The organism is Duganella violaceipulchra, assembly GCF_019166075.1.
In the GTDB taxonomy this organism is placed as follows: Bacteria; Pseudomonadota; Gammaproteobacteria; order Burkholderiales; family Burkholderiaceae_D; genus Rugamonas; species Rugamonas violaceipulchra.
Window position 1 is genome coordinate 1 of sequence record NZ_JAHTGR010000026.1, and the last position, 13,054, is coordinate 13,054.

Here is a 13,054-nt window from a genome sequence, read left to right on the forward strand (position 1 = left end):
TTGCAGGCCCAGCGCGGTGGTGAACAGGGTTTCGACGCCAATACTCATCGGGGACTCGTGAACTCAGAAAGTGGATGTAACCGACATGTTACCCGATGTCAAATTCCACACGGAACGGCATTGAGCCTTTTTTATGATAGCTCGGGCTGCTGAGCTGGAATTAACTGTGTTTTTATACAGTAATCCATCAAGTTAGTCAAATCGCGGACTGTTGGTGGCCGGAAAAATCGTTCGGAGCTTGGTAGGGCTGATGTCACGCCGAACGCGGTTATGGCTGAGCGGGAGTCTGCCCCCCTGATGAGGGCGATGCAACGATTCGCCGATCATAAAAGCGAAATGCCTTCGACGTTAAATGCAGCACTACAGCCGGGAGCAGGGCGAACAATTCCGGGCACAGGTGGAGACGGCGATCACGTCCTGGCGCAAGGCGATGATAGCGGCCGAGAGAGCAGCCGAGCGACTGGACCAGGCGGGGCAGCGGATGGAAGTGAGCCACTACCTGCTGGCTTTGCTGACGGGAATAACGACGGGGCAGCTCGTGAGCGTATTCTGACTTTGGCTGGCGCCAGCGCCGAGGGGGCAGTACACGCTGGACGCAAAGGCGGTAGCTGAGCTACTGCGGCCAGAGATCGCAGCGCTGAAGCCGCGCAAAGGCAAATGACGGCGATGGGCGTGGATCGTTTCGTGGTGACGTTGGTGGACGCGACGTAGGGCAAGCAAGAGGAACGCCGCTGGCGCAAGGAGGAAGTGGTCAACAGCATCGCGTGGCTCAAGCACACGTGACTGAGCGAGGCTACGATGTCTGGATTCGACCGGATGGTAAGCATGGTCTGGTGCTGCTGGGTGGTCTGAAAAAGAAGGATGTGCAGGCGTTGCGTGAACGGGGCTTTGCCCCGGCAATGGTCGTGGAGACGGGGCCTGAGCAATACCAGGCATGGGTGAAACTGTCACAGGATGCGTGGGCTGAGCCATTGCGCGGGCGGGCGGCAGACCTGCTGGTGCAAGGGGCTGATCGTCACGGGGGGAATGCCATCAGCCGCGCTGACGGGCGGCTGGCAGAATTCACCAACCAGCAGGTGCAACGGGCTAGTGGACGGCATCCGATCGTCTTGGTGACAGAGTGCGATGGCCGGATAGCGTCGGCGGCCCCAGTGTATTTAATTGAGATAGAGCAGGAGCAAGCGAAGGTTCAAGAGTCTCAGCGAGATCGGCAGCGTAGTCGATCTCGTGGGTCGGAGCGGTGAAGTGCTCCTTGAGGTGGCTACTAGGTTGTAGTCTGCGCTTGAGGCCAGGGCATCAGTTCATAGAAGCTCTGGACAAATGAAAATGCCTCATCGAAGTCAGGAAGTTCGCCGTCTATTTCGTGTTTGAGTGCCTCGTATCGATCCTTCGATTTGTCGAAAACAGCTGGGTCTGCCATGGAGGAACGGGAGGCTGTGACTTCGCGGGAGTGCGCCTTCTCAATTAGCAACTGAACTAAGTGTTCCTGGGCATTTTTTGATGGAGGTGATTGCGCAAGTAAGGAATGTAAATCAAATATGTCTTGGCCTCTTGATGAGCCGCGTACACGTTTGCCTGTTCCGCTACCCTGCTGAATGAGTGCCCTATATTTTTCTGCGATTAGTGTCAGTAGACCGTATGTTTGTAAATGCTCTTCTCCACCAACATCGATTAATCCTAAATCTCCTACCAATTCGTTGAAGCTGTAATCGATTTTTACAACCTGACTTGCTTGCCCATCATTTAATCTCTTCATTGCTTTCGCATTATTTTTCGGGGCATAACCGACGGTTAAGTGCAATGTCTGGAAGTTCCCAAGAATCCCTGGCCTAACTTCACTGGACTGAATTGCGCAGGAAAAATCGTACGGTAGTTGGGCTGAGGACAGCTTGATCGCGTTTCCAATGTTTTCAATAAAATTGGCTTGTCCATCTTGAAATTCGGAATAGTGTCTGCTTGTGGAGAAGTCTATATCTCTGGTGTATCGGCCGGTATGGTAGGCTATTGCCATAAGGATGCCACCCTTCATTACCATTTCAGTTTGTAGTTCATGCTGAGATGAGATTGCATTCAGGATGATATGGACGACGCTTCTAAAATTTTTTTCCGACAGCGTTTTCGCTGAGGAAATCCAGAGTTCAAAATCATTCATCGCTTATACCTGGTACGTTTATTGACAGACACCATTTTTCGGAAAATGTTGACCAGTATTCTTCACTAGGGTCAAGAACTCTTGAACCACCACGTTGTGCAAATGCAATCCAACCATTAATCGTTGAGTTGTTTTCTATTTTGCACAATTCCTCCAGTATATATCCTGCACGAACTTTTTCGATTTTATCCCCATTGCGATCCACTTCGCTCGTTATCAATGGAAGGTAAGATAATGCATGTTCCTTGTAAACATCTATTACATGTCGCATTCCGCCACATAAATCGGGTTTCCTAAGCATGTCAATAAAAGTTCTTCCTATGCTAGAAATTCTTACCGGCCGATCAGATAAATTCACATAAGAACCTTGGTCTGCAAATTTTGTGGAAAGAACACTAACAGGGCTCCTATTCAGTGACGTAATTATATGTTTTGATAGCGCAGGAAAACCAGCTTCGATATATGTTAAAAAAAGATCTTCGCCCAGGTCTCGTTTCATTTTGTCTTGCGCTCTTACTTTCCATTGCTGGGCGGGAACAGTAGTGATGAATGTAGTCTTCGAGAACCTATCGGTTAGGCCATGGTGTTCCATTGCAGATAGATGAGAAACGTAGCAAAACGGGTCAATACCACAAGCGAGGTCCATTCCCTCTTGAAATGAAGAGGATGCTGATAAGAAACAACCGTTTGGCAGCTCTCGTTTTTCTTCGATAATCCCTAAATCGAGCAACTCTTTGCGCGAACTGAAGACAGATTCACGTCGAGGAATAGTTGTCCGTATATTTTTTATTTTTTGACCACCATACTCTCGTGTCTGATAAATTTTCATGGTGGCCACACCAATGTCATACAGAGAGACTACGGGTGAGCGATGTTCCTTTAGCAACCACTGAGTAAGCGCTGCTACAACGGAAAGTTGTTTTTCCATGAAATTCACCTCTACAAAATACACGTCCTAAGAGTGCTTCACGTCCTTAGGACGTGAAGCACTCTTATACCATGTAAAAAGTGTTTTGTCAATCCTTATGGCACTTTGAGAAATTTGCTGCGGGGCGGTGTACAATGCGTCCTGAGGACGCATTGTACACCGTGTAGTGCCATAGTTTTACGTCATAATTTGCACTGCCCGCATAACTAGATTTGGCAGCCGGTGGTGCGGGCAAGGCCTATTGGGATGAATGGGGGGGGGGCGACCCATATTGAAAATAGTGTTGGCTAGGTAAGGCGCATGTCCTAAGGACATGCGCCTTACCTTATCATGTTATTTTGAAATCGTCAAGTGGGAATTTGGCCTTGGCTTCTAAGGAAATTCTTGAAATCCCTCATTCCACCAGCTAGAATGCGTCCTAAGGACGCATTCTAGCTGGTAGCTGGCAGAATTTTTACAGCTAATATGATTGCAAGACAAACCAGAACCTTGCAGCGGGATTGGTGTGAAATCGCAATTTTCGTGTTACCTTGGCCTTTCCGGAGTCTCATTCCGGATTCCATCCAAATAATTTGCCCAACGCTGCATCATTTGCTTTCTAGCCGGTAGGTGCGCGGTGCGGTTGTAGGCTCGTCCGTTGGGATCGATGACCGCATGCGCCAGTTGGTGTTCGATGAGGTCGACACGCTCGCCAAGCACTTCATCGAGGATGGTGCGTGCCATTGCCCGGAAGCCGTGACCTGTCATCACCTCTTTTGTGTATCCCATGCTGCGCAACGCGGCATTGACGGTGTTTTCGCTCATGCAGCGTTCATTGGTGCGGATGCTGGGGAAAACGAACTTGCCATGGCCGGTCATGGGTTCGAGCTCCTGGAGAATTGTTAGCGCCTGTGTGGAAAGGGGGACGATATGGTCCACTTTCATTTTCATCTTCGAACCTGGGATACGCCATAGGGCCGTATCAAAATCAAATTCAGTCCATTCGGCCCAACGCAGCTCCCCTGGACGTACAAACAGCAGCGCGGCCAGCTTAAGGGCCGCTGCTGCGTAGGGATGGCCGTCATAGCCGTATATAGACCGCATGAGGCCCGCAACTTGCTCGGGCTCTGTGATGGCCGCGTAGTTGCCCTTCTTGGGCGTGGCGAGGGCTCCTTTGAGGTCTGCGGTGACATCGCGCTCTATGAGGCCGCTGGCGACGGCGAACCGGAATACCTGGCCGCAGACTTGTCGCACGCGATGAGCGGACTCGACCGCGCCGCGCGCTTCCATACGCTGGACTGCCAGAAGCACGTCACGCGGCTTGATCGCAGAGATCGGTAGTCGCCCGATGTAGGGAAATGCGTTGCCTTCCAACCAGCCGGTGATTTTTTCCTGGGTGCTCTCTGCGCGGCTGGCCTTTGTCTTTTTCAGCCAAGTGCGGGCGACGGACTCAAAGGTCTGATTGGCGATTTCGGAGCGCCGCAGCTTTTCGAGGCGTTTGACGGCGCCGGGGTCTATGCCCTCCGCGAGCTGAACCTTGGCGTCGGCGCGTTTTTGTCGGGCCTTGGCGAGGGAGGTGTGCGGATAGACGCCGAGGGCCAGCGTCTTGCGTCGGTCGAGAAACCGATAATCCATGCGCCAGTATTTACCGGCTGAATTGACGAGGAGATACATGCCTTCCCCGTCCGTGTACTTGTCCGTGGTCCCTTTGGTGAGCTTCAGGGCCTTTATGAACGTGTCCGTGAGCGCCATCGCCGCCTCCCGTCGTGTGACGGTATTTCTCGGTACTCTAGCAAAAGTACCGGGCGACATACCGTCAAATTCAAGAATGTATGCGATTTGTCAAGCGACAGGCTGAGCCAATAAAAAACCCGCCGTCATAGGGAGATGGGCGGGTTTTGAGATACTTGGAGTTGCTTTGAGTGTAACTGTTGGTGCCGGGAGCCGGAATCGAACCGGCACGCCTTGCGGCGCGGGATTTTGAGTCCCGTGCGTCTACCTATTCCGCCATCCCGGCAACGCGACCCGCATTATCACTGATTTGCCAGCAAGCCGCAAGCCATGGCGCGGAATTTTTATATTTGTGCAAGATTGGCGCCGGCCGGTGCCAGGCCCGGCTGCTCCTCCAGCAGCGCGAAGACGGCGTCCTTGGACAGCACGTACTGGTCCATCAACACCTCCTTCAGTCCGCTGATCGCGCCGCGGTAGTCGGCGATCGCGCCCAGCGTGTAGGTGTACAGCTCGTCGGCCTTGGCCTGCACTTGGTCGAGGTCGCGCTCCCGGTGCTGGAACTGGCTGTAGTCCAGCTTGGACCGCGAATACATCGACAGCTGGTTGACCATCATGTCCAGCATGGACGTGGCTTTCTGGATGTCGTTCTGGCTGCCGACCGAAATGCCGCGCGCGCCGTAGAACAATTCCTCGGCGGCGACCCCGCCGTACAGCTGGATCACGTCGCGCTCCAGCTCTTCCAGCGTGCGCAGGGCGACGTCGTCCGAGGCCGACAGCACATAGCCCAGCGCGCCCAGCTTGGACACCGACTCGGTGCTGATCTTGAGCAGCGGCGAGCGCTCCTTGATCTGCGCCAGCGTCAGGCCCTGGCGCAGCCATGGGTCGATCTGCATGAAGAAGTGGCCCAGCTCGTGCAGCGCCACCCGTTCGCGCTGGCGCGTCTTCTCGGCGCTGGTGGCGCGGTCGGTCAGGCCGATGGTGGCGCGCTCGAAGGCGCGGAACATCAGCCCGGTGTCGATGGCCGCGTGTTCCTGGATGGCGATCATGCTGGCGCGGTCGACCACGGTCTGCAGCAGCGCTGGGCTGAGGTTGGCGGTGATCTCGGCCACCTGGCCGAGGTCGAGCCGGTCCCAGGCCACGCAGCCGTCGGCCTTGCGCGCCAGGAAGGCGCGCAGCAGTTCGCGCCGTTCGGCCTTGTTGGGCAGGCGGAAATTGATCTTGACCGAGAAGCGGCGCAGCATCGCCTCGTCCATCGCCGAGCCGGCGTCGTCGAAGTTGGAGGCCACCACCCAGATCACGCCCGCGCCCTGCTCGCTGCGCACGCCGTCGAGCAGGCCCAGCAGCGTGTTGGCGGTGTCGTCCTCCCATTTCTTGTCGCCCCGTCCGCGCGGCATGAACAGGCCCTGGGCTTCGTCGAGGAAAATGATACAGCTGCCGCGCGCGCAAGCCTTGCGATGTAATGCATGCAAGGCCTTGGCGCCGCCGCCGATGTAGCCGGACTCCAGCGCCGAGGCCGAGGCCTGGATCAGCGGCACGTTCAGGCGCTTGGCCAGGTAGCCGGCCAGCTTGGTCTTGCCGGTGCCGGCCGGCCCGGTCAGCATGACGTTGAAGGGCTTGTCGATATCGTGCTCGCGATACACGGCGCGGTTGCGGATCATGTCTTCCAGGTGCAGCACTTCCTGCTTGATATCCTCCATGCCGATCAGGTCGTCCATGCTGCCGCTCAGCTGGTCCGGGGTCAGCACGGTGGCCGACACGCCGCTGCCGGGCAGGCCGTGGCGCAGCACGAACAGCACCAGGCCGAGCAGCAGCAGATCGACCGCGTGGCGCTGCAGCCAGCTGCCCGCGCGCGCCAGCCGGCTGTCGTCCTCGTCCTGCAGCACCGCGCGGTGCGAGGCCAGGTAGTCGTCGCGCGCGATGGCGTAGGGCAGGTTGTGCCGCAGCAGCACTTCGCGCTCCAGGCTCAGGTGCGTGGTGGCCGGCACCTTGACCACATACAGCAGCGGATCGCCGCGCAGCTTGAACACATAGCGCGGCGCCTCCGACAGCGGCGCCGCCACCAGCAGGTATTCCAGCCGCTGGCGCTGGCCCGGCAGCGCGGTGATTTGCGCGATGTCCTGCGAGCGCAGCACCGGCTGCGTGTCCTGCGGCACGTCGGCGCGCCAGCCGAGCAGGATCGCCACGGCGATGGCCAACAGGGCCAGCCCCGCGCGCACGTAGTTGTTGCGCAGGGCTGCTTGCAATTTGTACAAAGTAATCATGGGTGCTATCCAGGCTAAGGCGGTGTGGCGGATATCGGGCTGGAGCGCGAGGATGGGGCGCGGCAGCCGAGGCTGCTGTTGACGGCGCGCGAGGCGTGGCGCTGCCGTATGTTGCCCTAGAACTATAACGGGACGGTGGAGGTTTGTATCAGCTCAGCTGAAAGAAAGGCGCGGCTTGCAACAGCGCCGGGGCGCCGCCGTTCATCGCGGTTTTTTACGTTTGACGCACGCGGATTGACCGCTCGTCGCATCCGCCTGATCTTGTGCAAAGTCTTTGTTAATCTGCATCTGTCTACCGCTGATCCGAAAAATGCAGCGGTGGCTCCCCGGCAGTTTTAACGACTCAATCATCTTACGGAGCACACCATGAAAACCACACTCTTCGGCCTCGTCGCCGCACTGGCCTTCGCCGCCATTCCAGCCGCCCATGCGGACGATACCAGCGTCCAGATCAAGGGCGACCACAAGCGCATTCACATGATGCAGGAAGACTTTGCGGACTACAAAAATGCGTATCAGTTGACCAACGGCCAGGTCCTGAAATTCAGCCAGCGCCAGGCCCACTTCTACGCCCAGCTCGACAAGGGCCAGCGCGTGGAAATCTATCCGATCGCCAAGGACCAGTTCATCAGCGACGCCGGCACCCGCTTTGAATTCAGCGATGAAGCCAGCAACGTCGGCGTGGCCAACTTCGGCCGCCTGCCACTGGCCCAGGCCACCGGCGACACCATCGTCATGGCGCGCCGCTAAGCCTGCGCGACCGAGCATACCGGGCACGCTGCCCATCCTAAAAAATTGATTGGAGCAAGACCATGAAGACCACTCTGTTGAGCCTGGCTGTAGCCGCTGCTTTGTCCATCGCCGCCGAGGCGTCCGCCGCACCGGCCTCCGCCTCCGCCGAGTCCGCCAGTGAAAGCGTGAAGATCAGCGCCACGCGCTACCACATGGAGCCGCGCGAGTTCGCCGACTACCAGTCCGCCTACCAGCTCAGTAACGGCGACACCATCCGCTTCACGCGCCAGGTCGGCCGTTTCTACACCGAGATCCAGGGCCAGGCGCGGATGGAAATCTTTGCGGTGGGGCCGGCGGAATTCATCACCCGCAATGGTTCGCGCATGGTGTTCGGCGACGACGGCGACACGCTCACCGTCAGCAACTACGAACGCCTGCCGATGACGGCGCAGCTGCCGGCCAACACCATCGTCATGGCCAAGCGTTGATGACGGGTATATCGGCGCAGGGTCCCGCACCCGTCGCGCCACATCCCGGGCAGTGCCGGGTCGGGCTGGACGACCAGCCCGGCCGGCACTGAGCGCCGCCAGGCGCAGCCCCGCAGCACTCCTCCGGCCGTAGCGGCCACCCCATTCCCTGCACTACTCAGCGCGGCGATACAGGCGGAAACGCTCGTCGCGGTCGGCCGGACGCCGGCCTTCCCACAGCAAACGCCATTGCTGGTCGCGGTAGCGCGCCGGGATCTCGCGTTCGTCGCGCAGCTTGATGCTGTCTTGCAGCAGCAGCAGGTCGCAGTGGCCGCCTTCGACGCCGGCAAACGGCAACTGGGCGTAGTAGGCGAACGAGGCGCGCTGGGCCGGGCCGACATTGGATTCGATGCAGCGCGCGCCGGCCGGCAGCTTCTCGGCGATCTGGTGCGCCACGCTGGCGTAGCTCTTGCTGTAGTTGACGTCGGGCAGGAACAAGGTCATCAGCAAAATCCAGATCAGGATCAGGCCGCCGGACGACAGCACCACGGCGCGCCACAGCACGGCCGGCTGGCGCGAGATGCGCCAGTGCACCAGCGCGAACCAGCCGGCGGTGGCGGCCAGCGCCACCAGCAGCGCGATCCAGCCCAGCTCGGGGTGGAAGCCCGGCACCAGCTTGAGCGCGTTCTTGGCGGCCTTGGCCGGCCAGCCGGTCAGCTTGGCGATCCAGAACAGCCAGATCACGGCCGCGCACAGGGTCAGCGCCATCACCGAGAACCAGTCGATGGCGTTGATGGCGCCGCGCTTCATGGTCAGCAGGCCGAACGCGGCCATGATGGCCAGCGGCGGCAGCAGCACCAGCAATTGTCCCTGCTCGGGCTGGCCGTTGAACAAGGTCAGCAGCGCGCCCATGGTGACGAAGGCCAGCGGCACCACGATGTGCAGCGCGCGGCGCTGGCGGCGCCAGGCCCACACGGCCCAGCCGGCGAACGGCCACGCCGGCCAGAAGAACCAGACGCCGACGCGGAAGAAAAATTTGAGCGACAGCGCGCTCGGCAGACCGAACAGGTCCAGGTTCCAGGCCAGCCAGGCGTTCAGCGGCAGCTGGTGGTAGGGTTGCAGCAGCTGCGCCGGCAGCAGCCACAGCGCGGTCACGGCGCCGCCGACGGCGATGGTGGCGCCCAGGTCGCGCATCGCGCGGATGGCGGGCTGGTCGAGGAAACGGGTGCAGGCGAACAGGGCCAGCATGAGGAACACCGGCGTGACCCAGCCGCGCGTCAGCGTCAGCAGGCCGACCGCCAGGCCGCTGAGGGCGGCGTTGCGCAGCGACGGGCCTTCCACGTAGCGCACGGTGCGGTACAGCAGCAGCGCCACCAGCGACACTTGCAGCGCCTCGGAGGTGGTCTCGTGGCTGTGCAGCAGCAGGCCCAGGCAGCCGAGGTAGAGCAGCACGGCGGCGTCGGCCAGGGTGCGGCCGAAGTCGTCCGGTTCGGGCTGGCCGCCGAAGGCCAGGCGCAGCGGTTGCGCATCCTGGCGGCGCCCCAGGTTAAAGGTGGCGTACCACAGCGACAGCACGCCCACCAGGAACACGCCGACGGTGCCCATGCGGGCCGCCAGCACGTCGCCCATCAGCCAGCCGAACAGCTTGATCCCTAGCGCGCCCAGCCAGAACGCCAGCGGCCCCTCGTCCGGCATCGACAGGCCGGCGATGTTGGGCCACAGCCAGTCCTGCCAAGTGCCGTGCGCCATGGTCCACATGATGCCGAAGCTGGCGGCGTCGTCGTTCTTCCATGGGTCGCGGCCGATCAGGCCAGGCAGGATGTACAGCAGGCCCAGGGCGAACAGCGCCCAGCGCGGCAGTGCCAGGGTAGCGGCGGCGGGAAGACGGACTGGCTTCATCGATCGGTATGCAAGTGAGAGGTGAACGGGAGTATGAAGGAAAACGGCCGGCCGGCGAGGCCGACAAACAAAAAAAGCAGCCAGAGGCTGCTTTTTTGTTCATCGCGGCGAAAATCAGCCTTGTGCGACTTGGGTCTTCGAGCCAACTGCGCCGAATTTCTGGCGGAATTTCTCAACGCGGCCAGCGGTGTCGACGATCTTGTGCTTGCCGGTGTAGAACGGGTGCGATTCAGCCGACACCTCGATCTTGATCAGCGGGTATTCTTTACCGTTGTGCTCGATCTTTTCGCGGGTCTGGATGGTCGAACGGGTAACGAATTTGAAGTCGCACGACAGGTCGTGGAACACAACTTCGCGGTATTCTGGATGGATTTCTGGTTTCATTTTGAAGCCTTCGGTTAGTTAGGTAGCCAAACAGCACTTCGTCGGTCGGTCCAGCCTCTTGACCCGATTGCCGCTCACTTGCCAGAGTTAAAGTTAATGCGATCGGCGATTATACCGGCGTTAACGCAAACAGGCAACCACGGAGGTTGCCTGTTTTGCATGATTGCTACGGGGTTAATTAACCACCACGGCGCATCATGTCGAAGAACTCACCATTATTTTTGGTGGCCTTCATCTTGTCGAGGATGAACTCCATCGCTTCGATCTCGTCCATCGAGTACAGCAGCTTGCGCAGGATCCAGATCTTCTGCAGCTGGTCCGGCTTGATCAGCAGTTCCTCGCGGCGGGTACCCGATTTGTTCAGGTTGATCGCCGGGTAGACGCGCTTCTCGGCCAGGCGGCGCTCCAGGTGCACCTCCATATTGCCGGTACCCTTGAATTCCTCGTAGATCACGTCGTCCATGCGCGAACCGGTTTCGATCAGCGCGGTGGCGATGATGGTCAGCGAGCCGCCTTCCTCGATGTTGCGGGCGGCGCCGAAGAAGCGCTTCGGACGTTGCAGCGCGTTGGCGTCCACACCACCGGTCAGCACCTTGCCGGAGGCAGGGATCACGGTGTTGTAGGCGCGCGCCAGGCGGGTGATCGAGTCCAGCAGGATGATCACGTCCTTCTTCATCTCGACCAGGCGCTTGGCTTTTTCCAGCACCATCTCGGCGACCTGCACGTGGCGGGTGGCCGGTTCGTCGAAGGTCGAGGCGACCACTTCGCCGCGCACCGAGCGTTGCATCTCGGTCACTTCTTCCGGACGTTCGTCGATCAGCAGCACGATCAGCGTGCAGTCCGGATGGTTGGCGGTGATCGCGTGCGCGATGTGCTGCAGCACCACCGATTTGCCGGACTTCGGCGACGCCACCAGCAGGCCGCGCTGGCCCTTGCCGATCGGCGCGATCAGGTCGATGATGCGGCCGGTGATGTTCTCGCTGCCGTTGATGTCACGTTCCAGGCGCAGTGGCTCGTTCGGGTGCAGCGGCGTCAGGTTCTCAAACAATATGCGGTGCTTCGAGGCTTCCGGCGATTCGCCGTTGACCTTGTCGACCTTGACCAGCGCGAAGTAGCGCTCGCCATCCTTGGGGGTGCGCACTTCGCCCTCGATCGAATCGCCGGTGTGCAGGTTGAAGCGGCGGATCTGCGACGGGGAAATGTAGATGTCGTCGGTGGACGCCATGTAGCTGGCGTCGGGCGAGCGCAGGAAGCCGAAGCCGTCCGGCAGCACTTCCAGGGCGCCGTCGCCGAAAATCTGTTCGCCGGTCTTGGCGCGCTTTTTCAGGATCGCAAACATCAGTTCCTGCTTGCGCAGACGCGCCGCGTTGTCGATATCAAGACCGATGGCCATCTCCAGCAATGCCGAGACGTGTAAGGCCTTTAATTCAGATAGATGCATATGTGTTGAGTGTCCCGTGACGGGAAAGTAAAGGTAGGGGAGGGAACTGCGTGGTTGTCTCTGTTATGAAACGGCGCCGCGGGCGCGGCACCGTTTTTGTCCAGCGTAATACTATCTTACTTAGATATTGCTGTCGATGAAAGAGGTCAGCTGGCCTTTTGCCATTGCGCCAACCTTTTGCGCGGCGGCGACGCCGTTCTTGAACAAGATCAGGGTCGGGATGCCGCGGATGCCGAACTTGGCAGGCACCGCCTGGTTGGCGTCGACGTCCATCTTGGCGATCAGGATCTTGCCGTCGTATTCCTTGGCCACTTCTTCCAGGATCGGGGCGATGCTCTTGCAGGGACCGCACCATTCGGCCCAGAAGTCGACCAGCACCGGGCGGTCGGATTTCAGGACGTCGGCGTCAAAAGAACTGTCGGTGATGTGTTTGATGTTTTCGCTCATATATTCCTCTATCGAGGTCTGTTGGGGTCAATAACGCCTGCGACATGCCATGTTGTTCGCGTGCCTTCAACGTTGCCGGTTACAGGCAGCAGATGGTGGCCAATTGCGCGAATTCAATGTCTTGGAAGGGATGGCAACAAGGTCGGCAGGCGGGGATGGCGTAAATAATAACCCATTTTTTAGAAATGTGCGGCAGATTGTCAAAACCATCTAAACTATTTGCCATTGTTGTCCAACCGTGGCCCCGGCTGGGCCTGGCAGCGTGCCGCGGCGTGGGCCATCAGCGCGACCAGGGTGTCGATCGCCAGCGGCTTGGCGCAGGCGTCCAGGATCGCCAGTCCCTGCGCCTCGGCCAGGCGGGCCGCGGTTTTCAGCACGGCGCCGTCCACGCCCGACAACAGCACCACGCAGCCGCCGTATTGCTGCGCCGCCGCAAGGCGCAGGAAGTCGATGCCGTCCATCACCGGCATGCTCAAGTCGCAAATCAGCAACTCCGGCGGGCGCAGGCGCAGCTCCACCAGCGCGCGGCGGCCGTCGGTCTCGCACAGCACCTGGTGCGGCCCGAGGCCGGCGAGCATGTCGGCCAGCACGTCCAGCATGAATTTGTCGTCATCCAGCAGCAGTACCCGCATT

13 protein-coding genes and 1 tRNA gene are annotated in these 13,054 nt (G+C 59.3%); 4 read left to right on the plus strand and 10 right to left on the minus strand.

Annotated features, from left to right (window positions below):
* Nucleotides 1–352: 352 nt before the first annotated feature.
* Together KVP70_RS29900 and KVP70_RS29905 are read left to right on the plus strand one after the other, a co-directional pair.
* Nucleotides 353–553, plus strand: coding sequence for a hypothetical protein (locus tag KVP70_RS29900; protein WP_217946029.1), 201 nt, complete (start codon nt 353–355; stop codon nt 551–553).
* Nucleotides 554–764: 211 nt separating this feature from the next.
* Complete coding sequence (locus KVP70_RS29905; protein ID WP_217946030.1) at nt 765–1,244, plus strand: DNA-primase RepB domain-containing protein; 480 nt, start codon at nt 765–767, stop codon at nt 1,242–1,244.
* 20 nt (nt 1,245–1,264) lie between these two features.
* Here the strand turns inward: KVP70_RS29905 and KVP70_RS29910 are convergent, their stop codons facing one another.
* From KVP70_RS29910 to KVP70_RS29930, 5 genes are all read right to left on the minus strand, one after another.
* A complete protein-coding gene (locus KVP70_RS29910; RefSeq protein ID WP_217946031.1) occupies nt 1,265–2,152 on the minus strand; it encodes a nucleotidyl transferase AbiEii/AbiGii toxin family protein in 888 nt (295 codons plus the stop codon).
* Nucleotides 2,145–3,080 carry a type IV toxin-antitoxin system AbiEi family antitoxin domain-containing protein gene (locus KVP70_RS29915; RefSeq protein WP_217946032.1) on the minus strand — a complete coding sequence of 312 codons (936 nt, stop codon included), beginning with the start codon at nt 3,078–3,080 and terminating at the stop codon, nt 2,145–2,147. Before KVP70_RS29915 ends, KVP70_RS29910 begins: the two co-directional genes overlap by 8 nt.
* Before the next feature lie 525 nt (nt 3,081–3,605).
* A complete protein-coding gene (locus KVP70_RS29920) occupies nt 3,606–4,811 on the minus strand; it encodes a tyrosine-type recombinase/integrase (protein WP_217946033.1) in 1,206 nt (401 codons plus the stop codon).
* 180 nt (nt 4,812–4,991) lie between these two features.
* Nucleotides 4,992–5,076, minus strand: a tRNA-Leu gene (locus KVP70_RS29925).
* A gap of 58 nt (nt 5,077–5,134) precedes the next feature.
* Entirely contained in the window at nt 5,135–7,051 is a 1,917-nt protein-coding gene (locus tag KVP70_RS29930) for an AAA family ATPase (RefSeq protein ID WP_217946034.1), read from the minus strand.
* Nucleotides 7,052–7,417: 366 nt separating this feature from the next.
* Between KVP70_RS29930 and KVP70_RS29935 the strand changes: the two genes are divergently transcribed.
* Both KVP70_RS29935 and KVP70_RS29940 read left to right on the plus strand, forming a co-directional pair.
* Nucleotides 7,418–7,801, plus strand: a complete 384-nt coding sequence (locus tag KVP70_RS29935) for a gel scht (protein ID WP_217946035.1) — start codon at nt 7,418–7,420, stop codon at nt 7,799–7,801.
* A gap of 62 nt (nt 7,802–7,863) precedes the next feature.
* The gene (locus tag KVP70_RS29940) at nt 7,864–8,271 is read left to right on the plus strand and encodes a hypothetical protein (protein WP_217946036.1); all 408 of its coding nucleotides are present in this window, start codon (nt 7,864–7,866) and stop codon (nt 8,269–8,271) included.
* 153 nt (nt 8,272–8,424) lie between these two features.
* Here KVP70_RS29940 and KVP70_RS29945 read toward each other — a convergent pair whose 3' ends face one another.
* The 5 genes from KVP70_RS29945 to KVP70_RS29965 form a co-directional block, all read right to left on the minus strand.
* Nucleotides 8,425–10,149: an ArnT family glycosyltransferase gene (locus tag KVP70_RS29945; protein ID WP_217946037.1), complete on the minus strand. Its 1,725-nt coding sequence runs from the start codon at nt 10,147–10,149 to the stop codon at nt 8,425–8,427.
* Between the two features lie 114 nt (nt 10,150–10,263).
* Entirely contained in the window at nt 10,264–10,533 is a 270-nt protein-coding gene (locus KVP70_RS29950; protein ID WP_116991849.1) for a type B 50S ribosomal protein L31, read from the minus strand.
* Nucleotides 10,534–10,711: 178 nt separating this feature from the next.
* Nucleotides 10,712–11,974: a transcription termination factor Rho gene (gene rho, locus KVP70_RS29955; RefSeq protein WP_026334025.1), complete on the minus strand. Its 1,263-nt coding sequence runs from the start codon at nt 11,972–11,974 to the stop codon at nt 10,712–10,714.
* 120 nt (nt 11,975–12,094) lie between these two features.
* The gene (gene trxA / locus KVP70_RS29960; RefSeq protein ID WP_020701014.1) at nt 12,095–12,421 is read right to left on the minus strand and encodes a thioredoxin TrxA; all 327 of its coding nucleotides are present in this window, start codon (nt 12,419–12,421) and stop codon (nt 12,095–12,097) included.
* Between the two features lie 215 nt (nt 12,422–12,636).
* Nucleotides 12,637–13,053 carry a response regulator gene (locus KVP70_RS29965; RefSeq protein ID WP_217946038.1) on the minus strand — a complete coding sequence of 139 codons (417 nt, stop codon included), beginning with the start codon at nt 13,051–13,053 and terminating at the stop codon, nt 12,637–12,639.
* Between the last annotated feature and the right edge of the window lies 1 nt (nt 13,054).

What these genes read in the sequence shown, in the direction of transcription:
- KVP70_RS29900 (WP_217946029.1), top strand. Translation starts at nt 353, where the DNA reads ATGCAGCACTACAGCCGGGAGCAGGGCGAACAATTCCGGGCACAGGTG.
- KVP70_RS29910 (WP_217946031.1), bottom strand. Translation starts at nt 2,152, where the DNA reads ATGAATGATTTTGAACTCTGGATTTCCTCAGCGAAAACGCTGTCGGAA.
- KVP70_RS29915 (WP_217946032.1), bottom strand. Translation starts at nt 3,080, where the DNA reads ATGGAAAAACAACTTTCCGTTGTAGCAGCGCTTACTCAGTGGTTGCTA.
- KVP70_RS29920 (WP_217946033.1), bottom strand. Translation starts at nt 4,811, where the DNA reads ATGGCGCTCACGGACACGTTCATAAAGGCCCTGAAGCTCACCAAAGGG.
- KVP70_RS29930 (WP_217946034.1), bottom strand. Translation starts at nt 7,051, where the DNA reads ATGATTACTTTGTACAAATTGCAAGCAGCCCTGCGCAACAACTACGTG.
- KVP70_RS29935 (WP_217946035.1), top strand. Translation starts at nt 7,418, where the DNA reads ATGAAAACCACACTCTTCGGCCTCGTCGCCGCACTGGCCTTCGCCGCC.
- KVP70_RS29940 (WP_217946036.1), top strand. Translation starts at nt 7,864, where the DNA reads ATGAAGACCACTCTGTTGAGCCTGGCTGTAGCCGCTGCTTTGTCCATC.
- KVP70_RS29945 (WP_217946037.1), bottom strand. Translation starts at nt 10,149, where the DNA reads ATGAAGCCAGTCCGTCTTCCCGCCGCCGCTACCCTGGCACTGCCGCGC.
- KVP70_RS29950 (WP_116991849.1), bottom strand. Translation starts at nt 10,533, where the DNA reads ATGAAACCAGAAATCCATCCAGAATACCGCGAAGTTGTGTTCCACGAC.
- rho (WP_026334025.1), bottom strand. Translation starts at nt 11,974, where the DNA reads ATGCATCTATCTGAATTAAAGGCCTTACACGTCTCGGCATTGCTGGAG.
- trxA (WP_020701014.1), bottom strand. Translation starts at nt 12,421, where the DNA reads ATGAGCGAAAACATCAAACACATCACCGACAGTTCTTTTGACGCCGAC.
- KVP70_RS29965 (WP_217946038.1), bottom strand. Translation starts at nt 13,053, where the DNA reads ATGCGGGTACTGCTGCTGGATGACGACAAATTCATGCTGGACGTGCTG.